Genomic DNA, 16,667 nt, shown 5'->3' on the forward strand with positions numbered 1-16,667 from the left:
CCCTACGGTCGCGAGGGACCATCCCGCCATGGATACCCTGCCCCACACCCCGGGCGTCCCTGCCTTGGGCGAGGGGACGGCCCACGCCCACACCCCCGCCGGGACCACCCGGTGGGGAGCACCGCGGACGAGTCGATGCACCGGGAACGGTCCATGACGCGCGATGCCCCCGGCCACCCTGACGATGCCGCACGGATCCGTGCCCGGCTGAGCCGCCTCGCGTGGCTGCTGGACAGTTCCGTTCGGCTACCCGGGGGATTCAGAATCGGGATCGACGGCCTCATCGGTCTGATCCCCGGGATCGGGGACCTGGTTGCTGCAAGTGTGTCCGCCTATATCGTGGCGGAGGCGGCGCGCCTCGAGGTACCCGGCCATGTCATCCTGCGCATGATCTCGAATGTCCTTGTGGATCTCCTCGTCGGCACCATTCCAGTCCTGGGGGATGCCTTCGACTTCGCCTTCAAGGCCAACCGGCGCAACATCGACCTTCTCGACTCCCATCTGGATGGGGCGGCCGCAACCGCCGGCCGAGGGGACGACCCATCGTCACACTGAATACCTCGTCCCGGGTTGGACACGGCGCGGAGTCCAGTCCTCGAAGCAAGTGCCCACCCGCTCGGGCTCCGGCAGGCAACATGACGGCATCGGTCTTCACGATGACGGTTGTCCCGGGTATGGATCGTGGCTATCGACCCTGGATGCGGATGGGCGCTGGCGTGACGACGGCCCCGTAACCATCATGTCGGGCCTGCAGGGCCCGGCCCAACAAGTGGCGGGCGGTCTCGATCAGGTCGGCGGTGCGCACGGTGATGACGTTGGGCGCCACCGCGGCCACGGCACCGTGCCTTTGCATCATGCCGGGGCCGGCGGCATCATCGGTCCGTACCGGGCCTGCGGGCGATGGCGCCCGCCGGACGCCGGCACCATGGTCCCCTCACGAGCGGCTAACCTCTTCGCCATGCCTGGTCTGCCGGATATCACCCTCGCCCTCTACCTGGCCCTGCTGGGCATCGTGCTGTTCGCCGGGCTGGTACACGGCACCCTGGGCCTCGGTTTTCCCATGGTGGCCACGCCCCTGCTGGCGTTGCTGACGGACGTGCGCAGCGCCATCCTCATCACCCTGTTGCCCACCGTGGTGGTGAACGTGGTGAGCATCGCCCGGGGCGGGCGCTGGCGGGACAGCGTGGGACGCTACTGGCCCCTGGCGGTCTTCGTGGCCGTGGGCAGCCTGGCGGGCGCCTCCCTGCTCGTGACCGGTGACCCCGACCCCTTCCGCCTGGTGCTCGCCGGCCTGGTGCTCCTCTATCTCAACGTCGAGCGCTTCGCCGCCATCGACCTGGGTTGGATGGTGCGGCGACGCTGGGTGGCGATGGTGGTGTTCGGCACCGTGGCGGGCTTCATGGGGGGCGCGGCGAACGTGATGGTGCCGGTGCTCATCATCATGTTCCTGCAACTCCAGGCCGACACCCGGGCCACGGTCCAGGTGTTCAACATGTGCTTCCTCACGGCCAAACTGGTGCAGATCGGAGTGTTCGGCCAGGCCGGGCTCCTCACGCCCGGGGCCATGGCCACCACCGGGCCCCTGGCCCTGGCGGCCCTGGCGGCGCTGCTGGGGGGCATGGCCCTGCGGGACCGCATCAGCGCCATGACCTACCGGCGCTGGCTGCGCCGGCTGCTGGCGGTAATGGCGACCGTATTGATCCTCCAGTACGTGGCCTCCGTATATTAACGTGAAAGTCGCGAAGCACGATCTCCCCCTCTCCCTCTGGGACAAATCCGTCGGGAACGGATTTGAACGCGCCTTGGCGCGGCCCGCAGGGCGAAGGGCAGGATGCCCGGAGTACAGGGATGGGGTGAGGGAACGAACATGGCGATACGCGCTCCTCTTTCATCATCTTGGGCGGCGCGTATCGCCATGAGAGGTAACTATGAACCCGCGGGCCCCTCCAGCCGTGCCCGCAGGGCCTCCACCTCGGCCTCCAGGCGCTCCACCCGTTCGACCAGCTCCGCCAGGTCCGTCCGCCGGGACCCGCCGGCGGAGGGGGCCGCCGCGACTTCCCGGGCGCGGGCCTCCACATCCACGGGGCCGCCGAAGAGATGCATGTACTCCGAGTCCTTGCGGCCCGCCGTACGGGGCAGGCGCACCACCACGGCGGGGCCCTCGTCCTCCGCCATGAGTCCGTTGAGGGCGTCCACCACCGCCTCGTTATGGGCGAAGGCGTGGAGGCGCCCGCTGCGGGCCCGCAGCTCCCCCGGGGTCTGGGGCCCGCGCAGCAGCAGCAGGCAGACGATGGCGAACTGGGCGGCGTCGAAGTGGAAATCGTTGTAGGTGGTGTTGCACAGGCGCTGCTTGTATTTCTCCTGCCCGGTCTTGAAGTTCTCCTCGATGTGCACGAGGTTCTTGTCCCGCAGGCCGCGGGCGGTATGCTGGACCACCCCGGGGTCCAGGGACATCACCGGGTCGCGCGCGGACTTCTGGTTGCAGGCGTTGGTGAGGGCATTGAGGGTCAAGGGATACTGGTCCGGCGTGACCACGGATTTCTCCATCAGGCAGCCGATGATGCGGGCTTCGGTAGGGTCCAGATTGGGTAGCACGGCGGTTCCTCTCTCGTGGTGTAGTGGAGAGTATACCCAGCCCCCCTCCCAACGGGGTCAGGTTTCCCATCCCGGCAGGGCCGGCCTGTAGCCCCTGCGGGGGGCAGGGACGGACCATGCAAGCTACCATGAAACGGTGGGGGCCAAAGACCCCGCGCGCGCCGGGGAACCAGCGGCGGCCGCTTCTACGGCAAGACGGGGCTGTTTTGAAGGGAACGCCAACGACGGGCGTTTGGGCCCGTAACGCAGGACGGCTATGATATGCAGGGTATGAAACGGCGCGGCATCAATCTGAAGTTCCTGGAGGACGGCGATCCCGGCCTGGAGGAGCTGTTGACCTCCGATCTGTGCCACCCGGAGACCGAGGAGGCGGAACTCTTCGACCCCTACGAGGAGGACCTGGAGCCGGCCTTCGGAGACGTGGTGGACGAGGTACAGGAGGCCCTGGAGGACGCCCTCAAGTTCCTCGACGAGGGGCTGGCCGCCGTGCGCACCGTGGTCTCCCCGCCCACGCCGTCTGAGGACGATGCCTCACGGCCGGCCGATGATCAGCTCTCCCTCAAACTCGATCCCTGAGGACCGGCACCCGTAGATCACCACGTCCACCCCCTGGGGGTGCCGGCGAGGCGTCAGTCCGTGAACCTCTCCGCGAAAAAAACCTTCATCGCCGTCCAGGAGCGGTGATCTGCCGTGGCATCGTATAGAAGAAAAAACGTTGGAGTAACGTCGGGATTTCGTCGCAACTCCGGCCCGCGATCGCCCTATACCTGTCATTGAGACCACCGCCACCGGAGCAGACGCCATGGGCCCGAGCATCACCCGTTTCATTCTAGTCCTGTCCGTGCTCCTCGCGGATACCCACCCCGCCGCCGCGCCATCCACATCCGTTGCCCTCGGCCCCACCGAGTTGATGGCGGCGGTGGAACGGGGGGAAGTCGCGGCCATGGACCGGCTGCTGGGCTCCGGTGCGCCTCCCGACGCCGCTAACCGGCAGGGTGAAACCGCCCTGCATCTCGCCACTGCACAACCACTGGCCATCACCGAGCGACTCACCGCCGCCGGCGCCAACATCGACGCCCGCGACGCGGGCGGTGTATCCGTTCTCATGCGGGCGGCGGGACGGGGCCGCAGGGACTTGGTGGAGCATCTGCTGGCGGCCGGCGCCCGGCTCGACTTCAAGGACTACGAGGGCGCCTCGGCCGTGCACTGGGCCGGCCGCGCGGGTCACCGCGAACTCGCGCGCTTCCTTACGGCAAGGCTCGAGGCGCAGCCCTCGCCCGCCCATGTCCCAGACCGCCACGAGTTTGCCGAGGACGTGTTCGTCGATGTCGAGTTTCCGGACTGGTTCAAGGAGAGTTTCCTCGACCTCGACGTGAACCTCGGGGAGGCGCTGGACGCCCGCAAGCAGGGCATCATGCTCTTCGTCAGCACCCGCCGGTGCAGCTACTGCAAGGCCTTCCTCGACAAATCCCTGAGCCGGCAGGACATCAGGCAACGGCTGACGGATGCCTTCGACATCATCGGACTGGAGATCTTCGACGATTCCATGATGACGGCCGTGGACGGCACGCGCTATAGGGTCAAGGAGTTCGTGAAGGCGGAGAAGGCGAGCCTGACCCCCACTCTGATCTTCTACGGCGAGGGCGGCAGGCGCTTGCTCAAGATCGTCGGCTACTATCCGCCCGAACGGTTCCGCCAGGTCCTTGACTATCTCGAGGGCGGACACCATCGGCACATGACGCTGCGCAGCTTCATGGCGGCTCGGCCCTCGCCCACCGTGTCCTCGAAGACACGACCCGCCCTCGCGGAAGACACCCTGTTCGCCACGCCGCCCCACATTCTCGACCGCCGGGGGGCGGCCAGCGACCGGCCGCTGATGGTGTTGTTCGAGGAGCGGGACTGCCCGGCCTGCGCCCGCTTCCACCGCCGCGTGCTCGCCGACGAGGCCATACGTGGCCTGCTGGAGGAATATGAGGTGCGGCGACTCGAGATCGGCGATCGCGAGACCCCCGTCATCACCCCGACCGGTGAGGGCACCACGGCAGCGGCATGGTACGGGACGCTGGGCTTGTCCTACGCTCCGGCGGTGGTGCTGTTCGACCGTCAGGGTCGCGAGGTCATGCGCATCGATTCGGAGACCCTGCGCTTCCGCATGGAAGGGTCCCTGCAGATGGTGCTGGAGGATACCCCTCCGGAAGACCCCCAGTTGCAGCGCTGGCGACGCGACAAGGCCATCCGGGCCCGCACCGCCGTATCCCGCTGATCGCCGGCGGGTCCGCCTATGCCCGGGCCTCAATAAAGGTTCCGACCCGCCGGCGTCCCAGCAGCACCAGGGCCGACACCATCAAGACCCAGGCGGGCGGGAGGGGCACCGCGGCCACGTCATAGCCTATGAGGTCCAGGGCCCGCAGATCAGCCGCCGTCACCTCGAAGACCTGGCCCAAAGCCAGGGTGGGGTCGAGGATGCCGATGTGCTCGACGCCGCTGAAGGCATCGTCCTTGAAATGGCATGGCGACCCTGAAGGACGGCCATCACCGCCCGCCGTCGAGACGTTCCCTCGCCCTCGCCACTGCGACGCGGTGGCGGTTCATGTCCCGCCACGGGTCCTGCTTCTGGCCGAGACGCTGGCGCAGGTTGCCGAGATGGTAGCGCTGCGGCCCTAGCTCCGATCGGTCCAGCTCGTCCCAGTCCAGGGGCGTGGCCACCGGTGCCCCCGGCAGGGGCCGCAGGGCGTAGGGCACCACCGCGGTCTGGCCATAGGCGTTGCGCATCACATCGAGATAAAGGCGGCCCTCCCGCTTATCCTTGCGTTGCTCGGTGGTGAGTTCGTCGGGATACTCGCGCGCCAACCGCGCGGCCATGGCATGGGCGCAGGCCCGGGCGGCATCGAAGTCGCCACTACCGTCCAGCGGGGCCACCACGTGGAGGCCCCGCGAGCCGGTGGTCATCACGAAAGGGGTCATGCCGAGGTCGGTCATGAGCCCGGCAACCCGCCGGGCCGCGGCCCTGACGGGGGTGAAATCGTCACCGGCGGGGTCGAGGTCGAACACCAGCCGGTCGGGATGGTGAGGCTGCCCGGCGCGGGACAGCCAGCCGTGGAAGGTGATGACGCCCTGGTTGGCGAGGTAGACCAGGGTCGGGGCGTCGCCACACACGATGTGGTGCACCTTATCGTCCCCGCCACCGGCACGCGGCAGAGACACCCCCTCGACCCAGGCGGGGAAATAGTCCGGCCGTTGCTGCTGATAAAAACCCTCGGCGTCGATGCCGTCTGGGAAGCGCTGCAGGGTCAGGGGGCGTTCCGACAGGTGCATCATCATGATGTCGGCGAGGTCGAGATAGTAGTCCACGACGTCCCCCTTGGAGATACCGGCGTCGGGAAACCATACCTTATTCAGGTTTTTGAGCTCGATGTCCCGCCCCCCCACCATGATGCGCTTCATGGACGACTCCGCCATACCATGATCAGGCACCGTCCTCTTCGTCAGCCACGTCTTCGAGTCCGCGTCCCGTCTGCACCGACTCCGGCTGGGTGCTGGTGGGCCGCCGGCGGGCGTCGGCCTCGTCGTCATCCATCTTGATGAGCAGCCATTGAGGCTTGTGGCCGCCGCGGATGCGCTTCAGAGCATACCCCCCCTTAAGCTTGTCCCCCTCCAGCCACACCTCCACCAGCCCCTCTTCGAGGGCCCCGGCCATGTCCGTCCCATCGTCGTCTTTCTCCGCCCGCAGGTTGCGGTACTCGCCCTGGTCCCACACCAGCACCGTACCGGCGCCATATTCGCCCTCCGGGATGACGCCCTCGAAGGTGGCGTAGTCCAGGGGATGGTCTTCGGTGCGAATGGCGAGGCGGCGGGTACGCGGATCCGTGGACGGTCCCTTGGGCACCGCCCAGGACACCAGCACGTTGTCCACCTGCAGGCGAAAGTCGTAGTGGAGGTTGCGGGCGGCGTGCTTCTGGATGACGAAGCGGCGGCCGCCTTGGTGCGGCGTATCGTCACCCGCCGGCTCCGCCGTCTTGCGGAAATCCCGCTTGCCGCGGTAGGCCTTGAGTTTGTCGGACATAACCATGATTCAAGCAAGGAAGGCGGCCATTGTCACCTCGCAGAAGAGACAGGGCCGCGCAACCACGACCCGTGCGGCGGGGCGCGGCGGCGCGGCCGCCTCCCATCGCGGCGCGGGCCATCGGGTGGCCGGACCCGCGCCCCGGCGGCGCAGGCTGGGCTATGATGCCGCCCTCAATCCCAATGTGCGCACCTACCGATGTATCACAAGAGCCGCATCGAGAGCCTCTACGACCTCATCAGCGGGGATGAGGACGCCCGGGTCTGCAAGGACATTCCGGACTCCGCCTGCAATCACCAGCCCCATAATTTCTTCACCTACCTGGGCGCCAACCTCCTCAGCAAGGTGGCGGACGAGATCGCCAGCGCCCGGCTGGTATTGCCCTGGCTGTTGGGGGTGCTGGGCACGCCGGCGGTGTTCATTGGCTTCCTGGTGCCCATCCGCGAGGCGGGAGTGCTGATACCCCAGCTGGCCGTGGCCGCCTATATCCGGGGCCTGGCCATTCGCAAGTGGGTATGGGTAGCCGGCGCCGCCCTGTCGGCGGTGGCCCTGCTGCTGATGGGGCTGGCGGGACTCGTCCTGGAGGGCACCACGGCGGGCTGGGCCGTCACCGCCACCCTGGTGATGTTCAGCCTCGCCCGCGGCCTGTGCTCGGTGGCAGCCAAGGACGTGCTGGGCAAGGCGGTCTCCAAGAGCCGGCGCGGGCGCCTCATGGGCCTGGCCACCTCGGCGGCGGGGCTGGCCACCCTGGCCATCGGGCTGGTGGTGGAATTCCAGGCCCGGGGCGACGGCGACCAGTTCCTGGTGGCGGGCCTGCTGCTGCTGGCGGCCGCCATGTGGCTCCCGGCTATCGGCCTGTTCGCCGCCATCCGCGAGGCCCCCGGGGCCACCAGCGGCGGCGGCAACGCCCTGGGGGAGGCCCTGCGCAACCTCGCCCTGCTGAAGACCGACCCGGTGTTCCGGCGTTATGTCATCGGCCGCATCTGGCTGCTGGCGGTGGCCCTGGCCGCGCCCTTCTATGTGCTGCTGGCCCAATCCCGCACCGACGGCGAGGTGAGCGGCCTCGGCCTGCTGATGATCGCGGGCGCTTTAGCCGCCAGTATCAGTGCCCCCGTGTGGGGCTGGCTGGGGGACCTCTCCAGTCGCCGGGTGATGGCCGCCGCCGCGGCCCTGGCCGGCGTACTGGGTATCGGCACGTGGTTTCTGGCCGCCACGCCGTGGCTGGATCATGGCTACGTCCATGCCGCCCTGTTCCTGGTGCTCAACGTGGCCCACAGCGGTGTGCGCCTGGGGCGCAAGGTCTATCTGGTGGACCTCGGCTCCCAGGACAACCGCGCCGCCATGGTGGCGGTGAGCAACACCGTCATCGGCATCGCCATGCTGGGGGCCGGGGCGGTGGGCCTGCTCGCCGACGTGGTGGGTACGGCGGAGGTGATCCTGCTGCTGGGGGTGCTGTCCCTGGTGGCCGCCGCCTATACCCTGCGACTGCCCGAGGTCTCCGACTGACGGGGGCCGCCCGGGCGGTCAAGGCCCCGCCGTGGATGATCTCAGAACGCGTGTCTCTGACCCCGGAGCACAACACCCCCCACCGCCTGTTCCTTCGGCACGAATGTAGGTCGGGATTCATCCCGACAATCAAACCCGCCGCGCATACCGCGCGCCGGGTCGGTACCACCCGCCAGCGTTGGGTGTCGGACTGAAGTCCGACCTACAGCCCGACCTACAGCCCGACCTTGGTCTTGGCGAGAGGCAATTCTTCATCTCCATACCCACGAATTCTGCTGATGAGCCTGAAGAATAATGGGCCATATCTCCATCGCCGGCCAGTTGAGTGGCCGCGCCAGCGTGCCCCGGCCATTGGTCGCCAGACGGTTGGATAACCGTCGGACTTTGGTTGCATCGGCGGCCGCCCGCGCTGCTAAACATTAAGTCAAGCCCCGACAGGGGGGCGACATTGCAACTCTCAAAGACAGGAGATGGATCATGAAAACACGATGGATTCGCCTGGCAACCATCCAGGCACTGATGCTGACCGGCGTTCTGGCAAACGCATCGGAGGTCGACGAATTCGCGCTGGAACCGTGTATCAACGGTGGCGTGTCGGCCAGCGGCCTGTTTGCCAGCCAGGCCGAGGAGGACCGCTATCACGCTGAACAGCTGGCGCTCGAACTCGAGCCCTGCATCAACGGCGATGTTTCGGCGACCGGCCTGTTCCTCAGCCAGGCTGAAGAAGACACTCTGCTGCATCGGCTAGCCGGCAGCTGACACGATATCGGCCGGGGGGGGCCGCGGTCGCCCTGCCCGGTCCGGACGACGTCCGCTGCGCCTGCGCCGGGACGGTTTCGGCCGGCCGGCGTGCAGCACAAGAGCAACGATGAACGATCGGAGATACACGCTATGAAAATATCAATTCTGGCCGGCATTCTTGCCGTCTCGCCCTACCTCGTCCAGGCCGCTACGCCGGTGCAGCCGCTGGTCGACGGGAATTGGATCAAGGCTAATGGCTGCAATGCCGGCGTGGTCGTACTGGACATCCGCAGCGAGAAGATCGACGGCCAATCGGCCGGCGACTATCGCAAGGGCCATGTACCCTGCGCGGTTCACACCGACTACCATACCGCTGGCTGGCGGACCAAGGTCGACAATGTGCCCGGCATGCTGGCGCCGGTCGACAAGCTGGAGGCGCTGATCGGCGCTCTGGGCATCGACAACGACACCCATGTCGTCATCAGCCCGCGCGGTAACAGCGCAAAGAGTATGGGTGCGGCGACCCGCGTTTACTGGACCCTCAAGGTGCTAGGCCACGACCCGGTCTCGATCCTCGACGGCGGTACCGAGAGTTATGCCGCCAACAAGACGAACGTGCTCGAACCGGGTGAGCGCAAGCCGCAACCCAAGAGCTTCAGGGCCACGCTGCGCAGCGATATGCTGGTCGGCCGCGACGAGGTGCAGCGCGCCCTGGCGGAGCGCACCGGCCTGGTCGACTACCGCGGGCCGGACCAGTTTCTCGGCATCAACCGCCACGCCAAGGTCAAACAACGCGGCACATTGCCCGGCGCGGCCAACCTGCCGATCGAGTGGCTGACGATCGACAACACCGGCCGCTATCGCAGCACGCGTGGTCTGGAGGAGGTCTATCGCTTGGCCAAGGTGCCAACGGACGAGGGCCACATCGCGTTCTGTAACACCGGCCACAACTCGGCGATGGGCTGGTTCGTCGCCAGCGAACTGCTCGGCAACAAGGACGTGCGCGCCTACGACGGCTCGATGGCGGACTGGACGCGCCAGGACCAGCCGGTGGTCGATCGGCGGATAAACGTTGCCGACTGATTGGCTCGCAGACCAGTAAGAAAAATCGCCGAGGGGCTCAGCTCCTACCGAAATCCACCGTAGCCGAGCTCCCTCGGCGATTCGTCCATGATAGGGGTCGGGAAGGAGTGACCCTCCCCGCCCTCCGAACCGTGCATGCGGTTCTCCCGCACACGGCTCTCCAGTCGGTGGTTACCTCATCGGGATTGGCTCGCCAACGTCCGGGCTTCGGTCATGGTGAAAAGCCCAGCCGCAGCGAAGAACGCGTTCGGCCAGCGGAGATGGTCGGACTGACAATGACCCGCTCCCGGGCGCTTCTGCTGCTTGCGCAACAGCGCCCGTAATCGACGTCGGACAAAACCGTCCACGCGAGGAAAGGTCCACGGGTGCGCGTGCTGGAAATACACGAACCAGCCACGCAGCATCGGGTTCAGGTCGGCCACAATCCGCGCCAGCGAATCCCACGCACCTGCGCCGGGTTTTGGCCCGGACCCGGTCGTAAAGGGCCTTGCGGCTCTTCTTGCGTACCCACCGCCGTCCCGCTTCAAACCGGTACCCGAGAAACTCAAAGCCTTCCCCGGGCTGCCGGCAATCCCGCGCTTTCCCGGCACCACCCACGGTTTTAGGCGGAGGACGCCCTCCAGCTCTTGGGTCCGCGTTTCCGCAGCACCTCGCCATGACCGCAGCAGAACCGTTCAGTACTACGAAGGCTCTGACTCCTGCCCACCGTCACCACGGCGGTCAGGTCTCCCCGCTTCTCTCGCATTTCCTTCCCAGCGTTCCGTCTCCAACCACGGAGGGGACCCGAATGTCGCTTTCCACGCCAATCCCAGCGCATCCGATGAGTTTCAGGCTTCACCTTCTCCTAGCGGGCTCGCCGTCCCGTACCGCCGAATCGAGTTCGTCATCCTACGGACCGCCAGTTCGCCTCCGGTTGCTCTCCACCCCGCCTCGCGACGACGCAGTTACCTTCGACTACGGGGCCTTGGCTTACCCCGACACGGACTCTCACCGTGCAGAAAAATGCGCCTCCACGGACGCACTAGGAGCCCAGCCTCTGGGCGATTGCCGGCGAGGGAACCGGCAACGTCACCTACCTTCCAAGGGCTCACCGCTCGGCCAGACCCGCGCGCGCCAGGTCGTTGAGGAAGCGCTCCCGATACTGCGGGTCGCGGATCGGAAAGCCATAGTCGAGATCGAGTGCGAAAGCCGGATCCAGGGCGCGGATCTCCTCGACCTGCCAGCGCGCGGCATCCAACTGGCCGGTCGCGGCGTAAACCGCAGCCAGAAACAGGCGGGTGAGCAACAGGTCCGGGTTGATTCCGACCGACTCCTCAAGCAACTGCAACGCCTGCTCCAACTGCCCCAATTCGTAATGCAGTGCGGCCTTCACCGTGCGGTAGAGGGCAGGCACCCGCGGGTTCAGTGCAATCGCCTGGCTCATTGCCTCCAGGCCTTCAACGGGGCGCCCGGCGAAGTGCAGGATCCAGGCCAGCAGCGCGTGGGCGTCGGCATAGCTCGGCCGCAGCTCGAGCGCGTGTGACACTTCGGCGATGGCTGCCGCCGGATTGCCCTTGTACAGCTCGACTGTCGCGAGCGCATAGCGCAGCTGCGGCAGATTACCGTCGATCGCCAGCCCCTGGCGCGCGACCGCTTCGGCGCGCGCGAGCGACTCTGTCACCCTCGCCCCGTGGCCATAGACCGCGTGCAGCGCGTAGGTCAGCGCCAGCCCGGCATAGGCCCGGGCAAAACGCGGGTCGAGTTCGATCGCCCGCTCGAAATGTGCCCTGGCCTGCAGGTTGTCCGCGCTCGCGCGGCGGCCCAGCAAATCAAGCCCGCGCAGCAACTCGTCGTAGACCTCAACGCTCGTGGCGTACCGCCGGATCACGCGTTGCCGCTCCCCCGGGGCCAACTCGATCTGCAGTGCCGCGACCACCTGCGCGGTGATCTCGTCCTGGATGCGGAAAATATCGGCGAGTTCGCGGTCGTAGCGCTCGCTCCAGCGGTTGTGTCCCTCGACCACGTCGACCAGGTTCACGTTGATGCGCAGCCGCCTGCCGGCACGCTGCACGCTACCCTTGACGATGAAGCGCGCCCCGACTTCGCCTCCGATGACGCTTTCCGATTCGGCGCTGCCGCGATAGGCGAGCACCGAATTGTGCGCCATCACCTGCAACTCCGAGAGCTTGGAAAGATTCGGTGATCAGATCCTGGGTGATGCCATCGGCGAAATAGTCCTGTTCCGGATCCCCGCTGAGATTCTCGAACGGCAGCACAGCGATCACCGACCGTTCGGACGGCGCAGCGGTCACATGCTCAGGCTCCATCTCGCGGCCGATCTCGGGGGAGCGCGTCCCCAACCAGACGAGCACCAGCGCGATCACCAGGGCCGCCATCATCAGCGACAGCAGGAAGCGCCGATTTACCGGTCCAGTACTGTGGGAAGCGGGGGATGTCACACCCACCGAGTGTTCCGGGGGTGCGCTTGCGGGTAATTCGGCGACGGGCTCGACATCGGCCAGCAGCCGGTAGCCAGACTTGGAGATGGTCTCGATATACCTTGGATTGCGCGCAGCGTCACCGAGCGCCTTGCGCAGTTTGATCACGGTGTTGGTGAGGGCATCGTCAGTGACGATCATCCGCGGCCAGACGTTCGCTTCCAGATCATGGCGCGACACCACCTGGCCGCGCCGCTCGACCAGGAAAGTCAGCACCCGCATCACCTTGGGTTCGAGCCTGATCTCCTGATCGCCCTGTAACAGACTGTGTCTGGGCGGATCGACCAGCCAATCACCCAACCGGAACGGCCGGTCGGCAAGCGCGGAGCGATTTTCAGTCTCAGAATCGGCGCCTTTTTTCCCCTCCATCGATCCTCGGTCCCTGATCTGGCCAGCCTGATTCCCGGCCCGGTTGAACCAAAGCATAGCCCCTTTCCGAAAGGTTGGAAATCGGTTGGCATACCAACGCAACACTTTCTTGGCACTGGTCAGACCCTACCCCAAAGGGGCGGTCACCGGCCGTATGGAGAAACCACCTGGGATGGACCACCGCTCCCTCCGACTGACGGAAGCCGCCCGGGCGATCAGCGGAACTGCTTCAGGGCCGCGTCGAAGTGGAAGCCATGGGCGGCCAGATGGCCCTCCAGTTCGCCCCGGTCGAGCCTCAGGGCGCGGACGAGGTCGTCGAGGTCCCGGTAGTCGTTGCGCAGGCGGGTGTTGACGAGGCTGTAGAGCATGGCGGGATCCATGGTCCGATAATCCTTGAGTCCCGTCATGCCGCCACCACCCCCGTCCCGGGGAGCTGCGGCCGGCGGCGCGTCTCGAAGCGTTTCCAGGCCTTCTCATGGAAGAAGAAGGCCACGGTGTTCACCAGGGGCTCCACCAGGGCCACGGTCCCCCCCCACCACCACGTCCCCCGTGAGGGCCCAGGCGACGCCGAAGGCCACCGTGAAGTGCATCACCGCGAAGGTCGCTGTCTTGGTCATGGTCGTGTCTCCATCATGTCTCGTGTTCATATGGGACATGATGATAATGATTTCTATTTATATTAGAAGGCAATTATTTCTATGTTTTTAATAGTTTTTCACTATTCGAAGGCGCCGCCATCCGGCTGTCTCCACTCCCCACTATCCACCGTGGTTTCCGCGGGGCACCCCGGCCGGGATAATCGCGACTGATCCCTTCGCCGAACCGAGACAGAAATCATGGGCCCGCATATCGTCTTCACCTGGGAGCTGGGCAGCGGCTACGGCCACATCGCCGGCTTCCTGCCCCTGGCCCGGGAACTCTCACGCCTGGGCTGCACCGTTTCCTGCATCCTGCGGGACCTGTCCAATGTGGGGCGTTTCGAGCTGCCCCGGGGCAATCGAGTCTTCCAGGCTCCCATCTGGCTGTCCCGTAAAGGCGACTACCCGCCGGTGGGCAACTACTCGGAACCCGCTGTTCCGCCAGGGTTCATCTCGAACCCGAGGCGCTGCTCGGCGTGACCCGGGGCTGACAGGGGGCCTTCCGACCTGCTGGATCCCGACCTCATCATCTGCGACCACTCCCCCACCGCCCTGGCGGCGGCCCACGGCATCTCCACGCCGGCGGGCCTTCCTGGGCACGGGCTTCTTCTCACCGCCCGATGCCAGTCCCTGGCCCAGCCTGCGACCCGGAGAGGGGTGGCGCCAGAGCGCCTCTCGGTGCCGCAGGGGACGAAGGACATTGCTTGGCAGCGAAAAAGCAAAGGTCTTTGGGATCAGAGCGCTCTCGTGCCGCTTCCAGGAACGGGGGGCGAGACTACCTCCAGGAGGTAAAGATTGTTCGGCCCCAGCCGTTAGGTGATCTAATTGGTCGGTATCGGCATAAAAACTGTACGTCGACGGCCACGAGGGTAAGATCTGGGAGCCAATGCCCGGAAAGAGTTTGAACACGGAGGAGGCTTATATGCCCTTGCAGCAGGTTTTACACGCCCTGGTGCCAGAAGAATCTGGATCTCTGCAGGAGACGCTGCAGGAAGTGGTCCGATCAATGCGCAAACACCTTTATATGCTCATGAGTCCCGACTTCTCGTCAGGACGCGAGTCGGAACATGCTGATTCTTTCAGTGTCCTGCCGTTCGGTGATGAATTTTGCCAGGGAATGGGTTTTGGCGGAACTCAAGAGAAATTCCGGCAGCGTGTTGCGTAGCGCATGAGTGACGACGAGTTCCGATGGGGGAATACCGGGTCGGATGGTCCGCAGCCACGAGCCGAAGGAATTCCAGATGAGCTGCGGGAAAACCACCGAGAGATACTGAAGCAAGCCTTGAGCGACGACGCCGGCCTGCATGAAGACGTGGTAGGCGTGGATCTTGCGTTTGACGTTCTCGCGATACCTGAGCGTTTCCCGGTGCAGGTATTGATTGCCGTTGCGGCGTTTGAGCGGCTTCATGTCCTGCATCCAGAAGTGATAGGCGAAGGTGCCGATCTGTCGGACGGCCTGCTTGAAGCTGTGCTCGATCTTGAAGCGCAGGCCGTAGAGGCGAATGATCTCGACGGCGTCCAGGGCGACGTCGGTGCACATCAGCAGGGAAGAGCCTCTGGTCGGGTGGATGACGGCGACGAAGCGCACGAGCTGTCCGGCGGGCCGCCAGAGCAGGTCTCGGACCTGGTACCGAATCGTGACGTTGTCCTCGCCGTAGACGGGGCTTGGCGCGGATTGGAAGTCGTTCGTGTCATTCAGCAGTGACCTGAGATTGAGCTTCTTCCCGTAGCGTCTCGGCCGGCCCCTTTTCCTCGGGCCGCGCTGGCGATAGGGGGTGTAAGCGACGGCATTGGATCGGACGCGGGTGACGAGATGGTTGCCCTCGGCGATGAGGCCGCGCACCATCTTGCCGGCGGCGTAGTAGGCATCGGCAACGTAGTAGAAGGGTTCCGTGATGGCCACGGTCTGAATCAGGGCGAGCATCTTGTCGAGCAGGGTGCGCCGGTCGCGATTGGAGAAGACGAGGCCCTCGTGGATGCGCACGGCGAGGGGGACAGCGAAGACGCTTTGGTCGGCCTCAACCAGCAGGCTCACCGCCTGAAGGGAGTGTCCCATGATGTATTCGGGCTTGGTGTTGGCGTCGGACTGCTGATGCAATAGCTTCACGGCGGGCATCTTCTTGCCGCGCTTGGGGACTTTGATCCCGTCCCCGACCATGACGCGGCGGCCGTTGACGAGCAGCGGCGCGGGAAAGAGCCGCAGCACGGCCTGGGTCCACAGCGCCGCGAGCCGCTCGAGCTTGATGGCGCGGCTGTGGAACGAATCCAGCAGGTTGTCGTAGAAGCGGGGCTTGAGGGCGAGCGCCCGCACGAGGCTGGTCACGCCTAAAAGATCGCCTCGCACGGTGAGACCGGCCACGGCGGTGGCGAACCACAGGAAGGTGCGCAGGCGCGAGAACGCCGGACGCAGCAGCCAGATTGCTTTCCACCAGGACTCCCATAGCGACATCGTCCACCTCCCATGAAGTGAATGAAACGGTGATCTGGCCCGCCGCGCGGGGCCGGTTATGGAGAAGGCGTGCCGGGCTCGGGCTCCTGGACTTCCACGGCCATCACGGCCGAGAGCACCGCCAGGCGCTCGGCGGGCGGCAGGGCCTCGTAGCGGCGGGCCCAGCTCACCGCCTTGCGCTTGATGCGTTGGCGGTCCGTGAAGTTCTTGCCCGCATAGCGCGCCCAGTGCAGGCGCTCGACGCTGAAGTTGAACCACAGCTTCTCGGTGACGACGCCCGCCTGGTTCATCACCTGAAGCTCGAGGCTGCGCCACCCGGCCAGCCGCTCGTCGTAGAGCGCCGAGGGGTAGCCGGAGAGGATCACGTGACAGGGCAGGCGCTTGAGCAGCTCGAGCAACGCCACGTGGTCGTGCTCTTCGTAGTCGAAACGGTATCGGCGCTCGCCGCGGCGGGTCGGCTGCAGATAGGGCGGGTCGCTGTAGATGAGCTCTCGCCCCCGATACGCATACTCGGCCAGGAATCGGTGCGCGCAGCCATGCACCAGCTCGACCGGATAGGGGCACTCGAACTTCGCGAGCGCTCGCCGATTGCGGTCGATGCCGATGTTGACGAGCGCCGGCGGCTTGCGCTGCATGATCGCCCCGCCGCCGAGGTGGCTCTCGATGTAGGTGTCGTGGGGCGGCATCAGGGCGATGATCGCCTGGCACAAGCCCGACGTCGCCTTCGATCCGAAGTAGCTGCCCAT

Annotated in this window: 19 protein-coding genes and 1 pseudogene; 8 read left to right on the plus strand and 12 right to left on the minus strand. The window is 66.0% G+C overall.

The genetic code is table 11. The features are described from left to right. Nucleotides 1-153 precede the first annotated feature (153 nt). Nucleotides 154-555, plus strand: coding sequence for a DUF4112 domain-containing protein (locus tag U5S82_02965; GenBank protein MDZ7750632.1), 402 nt, complete (start codon nt 154-156; stop codon nt 553-555). Between the two features lie 130 nt (nt 556-685). Here U5S82_02965 and U5S82_02970 read toward each other — a convergent pair whose 3' ends face one another. After that, a complete protein-coding gene (locus U5S82_02970) occupies nt 686-856 on the minus strand; it encodes a hypothetical protein (GenBank protein MDZ7750633.1) in 171 nt (56 codons plus the stop codon). A 69-nt stretch (nt 857-925) separates the two neighbouring features. Here U5S82_02970 and U5S82_02975 point away from each other — a divergent pair, with 69 nt between their 5' ends. Then, nucleotides 926-1,729 (plus strand): sulfite exporter TauE/SafE family protein, encoded by an 804-nt coding sequence (locus U5S82_02975; protein MDZ7750634.1) that lies wholly within the window; start codon nt 926-928, stop codon nt 1,727-1,729. A 197-nt stretch (nt 1,730-1,926) separates the two neighbouring features. On the opposite strand, the gene U5S82_02980 is transcribed toward U5S82_02975, so the two are convergent. Beyond that, a complete protein-coding gene (locus tag U5S82_02980) occupies nt 1,927-2,595 on the minus strand; it encodes a DUF480 domain-containing protein (GenBank protein ID MDZ7750635.1) in 669 nt (222 codons plus the stop codon). Between the two features lie 261 nt (nt 2,596-2,856). Between U5S82_02980 and U5S82_02985 the strand changes: the two genes are divergently transcribed. Together U5S82_02985 and U5S82_02990 are read left to right on the plus strand one after the other, a co-directional pair. Next, nucleotides 2,857-3,171 carry a hypothetical protein gene (locus tag U5S82_02985; GenBank protein ID MDZ7750636.1) on the plus strand — a complete coding sequence of 105 codons (315 nt, stop codon included), beginning with the start codon at nt 2,857-2,859 and terminating at the stop codon, nt 3,169-3,171. A 226-nt stretch (nt 3,172-3,397) separates the two neighbouring features. Beyond that, nucleotides 3,398-4,858 (plus strand): thioredoxin fold domain-containing protein, encoded by a 1,461-nt coding sequence (locus U5S82_02990; GenBank protein ID MDZ7750637.1) that lies wholly within the window; start codon nt 3,398-3,400, stop codon nt 4,856-4,858. 16 nt (nt 4,859-4,874) lie between these two features. On the opposite strand, the gene U5S82_02995 is transcribed toward U5S82_02990, so the two are convergent. From U5S82_02995 to U5S82_03005, 3 genes are all read right to left on the minus strand, one after another. Further along, nucleotides 4,875-5,021 carry a hypothetical protein gene (locus U5S82_02995; GenBank protein MDZ7750638.1) on the minus strand — a complete coding sequence of 49 codons (147 nt, stop codon included), beginning with the start codon at nt 5,019-5,021 and terminating at the stop codon, nt 4,875-4,877. Nucleotides 5,022-5,127: 106 nt separating this feature from the next. Continuing rightward, entirely contained in the window at nt 5,128-6,039 is a 912-nt protein-coding gene (gene ligD / locus U5S82_03000) for a non-homologous end-joining DNA ligase (GenBank protein MDZ7750639.1), read from the minus strand. A 22-nt stretch (nt 6,040-6,061) separates the two neighbouring features. Then, the gene (locus U5S82_03005) at nt 6,062-6,658 is read right to left on the minus strand and encodes a DNA polymerase ligase N-terminal domain-containing protein (GenBank protein ID MDZ7750640.1); all 597 of its coding nucleotides are present in this window, start codon (nt 6,656-6,658) and stop codon (nt 6,062-6,064) included. Nucleotides 6,659-6,856: 198 nt separating this feature from the next. Between U5S82_03005 and U5S82_03010 the strand changes: the two genes are divergently transcribed. The 3 genes from U5S82_03010 to U5S82_03020 all read left to right on the plus strand — a co-directional run bounded on the left by U5S82_03010 (nt 6,857) and on the right by U5S82_03020 (nt 9,988). Further along, entirely contained in the window at nt 6,857-8,164 is a 1,308-nt protein-coding gene (locus tag U5S82_03010) for an MFS transporter (protein ID MDZ7750641.1), read from the plus strand. A gap of 477 nt (nt 8,165-8,641) precedes the next feature. Then, the gene (locus U5S82_03015; protein ID MDZ7750642.1) at nt 8,642-8,923 is read left to right on the plus strand and encodes a hypothetical protein; all 282 of its coding nucleotides are present in this window, start codon (nt 8,642-8,644) and stop codon (nt 8,921-8,923) included. Between the two features lie 132 nt (nt 8,924-9,055). Continuing rightward, nucleotides 9,056-9,988, plus strand: coding sequence for a rhodanese-like domain-containing protein (locus U5S82_03020; GenBank protein ID MDZ7750643.1), 933 nt, complete (start codon nt 9,056-9,058; stop codon nt 9,986-9,988). Between the two features lie 176 nt (nt 9,989-10,164). Here U5S82_03020 and U5S82_03025 read toward each other — a convergent pair whose 3' ends face one another. The 5 genes and pseudogenes from U5S82_03025 to U5S82_03045 form a co-directional block, all read right to left on the minus strand. Further along, entirely contained in the window at nt 10,165-10,410 is a 246-nt protein-coding gene (locus U5S82_03025; GenBank protein MDZ7750644.1) for a group II intron maturase-specific domain-containing protein, read from the minus strand. A gap of 665 nt (nt 10,411-11,075) precedes the next feature. Further along, a complete protein-coding gene (locus tag U5S82_03030; protein ID MDZ7750645.1) occupies nt 11,076-12,134 on the minus strand; it encodes a tetratricopeptide repeat protein in 1,059 nt (352 codons plus the stop codon). After that, complete coding sequence (locus tag U5S82_03035) at nt 12,040-12,891, minus strand: winged helix-turn-helix domain-containing protein (protein ID MDZ7750646.1); 852 nt, start codon at nt 12,889-12,891, stop codon at nt 12,040-12,042. The genes U5S82_03030 and U5S82_03035 overlap by 95 nt, the downstream gene beginning before the upstream one ends. Nucleotides 12,892-13,049: 158 nt before the next feature. Beyond that, nucleotides 13,050-13,241: a DUF4250 domain-containing protein gene (locus U5S82_03040; GenBank protein ID MDZ7750647.1), complete on the minus strand. Its 192-nt coding sequence runs from the start codon at nt 13,239-13,241 to the stop codon at nt 13,050-13,052. Next, nucleotides 13,238-13,451 (minus strand): annotated as a pseudogene (locus U5S82_03045) (DUF2061 domain-containing protein). The gene U5S82_03040 and the pseudogene U5S82_03045 overlap by 4 nt, the downstream one beginning before the upstream one ends. A gap of 219 nt (nt 13,452-13,670) precedes the next feature. Here U5S82_03045 and U5S82_03050 point away from each other — a divergent pair. Next, nucleotides 13,671-13,952 (plus strand): hypothetical protein, encoded by a 282-nt coding sequence (locus U5S82_03050; protein ID MDZ7750648.1) that lies wholly within the window; start codon nt 13,671-13,673, stop codon nt 13,950-13,952. A 568-nt stretch (nt 13,953-14,520) separates the two neighbouring features. Here U5S82_03050 and U5S82_03055 read toward each other — a convergent pair. Together U5S82_03055 and U5S82_03060 are read right to left on the minus strand one after the other, a co-directional pair. After that, nucleotides 14,521-15,921 (minus strand): transposase, encoded by a 1,401-nt coding sequence (locus U5S82_03055; protein ID MDZ7750649.1) that lies wholly within the window; start codon nt 15,919-15,921, stop codon nt 14,521-14,523. 56 nt (nt 15,922-15,977) lie between these two features. Then, nucleotides 15,978-16,667, minus strand: a complete 690-nt coding sequence (locus U5S82_03060; GenBank protein MDZ7750650.1) for a DNA methylase — start codon at nt 16,665-16,667, stop codon at nt 15,978-15,980.

The organism is Gammaproteobacteria bacterium, from assembly GCA_034522055.1.
Classification (GTDB): domain Bacteria; phylum Pseudomonadota; class Gammaproteobacteria; order JAABTG01; family JAABTG01; genus JAABTG01.